Annotated in this window: 1 protein-coding gene; it reads right to left on the reverse strand. The window is 57.5% G+C overall.

Annotated elements, in window-relative coordinates:
- The coding region (locus GQF01_RS02420) for a hypothetical protein (protein ID WP_161405294.1) at positions 1 to 252 on the reverse strand (252 nt) is incomplete at both ends.

The raw sequence follows: 252 nt of genomic DNA on the forward strand, positions 1-252 counted from the left end.
CCCGCGTTATCGAGTATCTGCTGGGCCGAATTGGACGCTGTCTGCAGTGCGGTGCGTGTTCCCGCTGAGGCCTGCCCTACATCCGTACCTTCTGGATGATCCGTCAACGCCTGCTGCGCCACCGAAATCGCCGCGCCCAGCGTTGTGGGTATGCCCGCTTGGATAACGGCGGCATTAAACACTTGAACCGCTGAGTTTAACTGGTTAACTGCAGCATCGAGTTGATCCTGCGTGTAATTGCTCGCGTTATCG

The sequence above is a fragment of the Paenibacillus silvestris genome, assembly GCF_009882985.1.
In the GTDB taxonomy this organism is placed as follows: domain Bacteria; phylum Bacillota; class Bacilli; order Paenibacillales; family NBRC-103111; genus Paenibacillus_E; species Paenibacillus_E silvestris.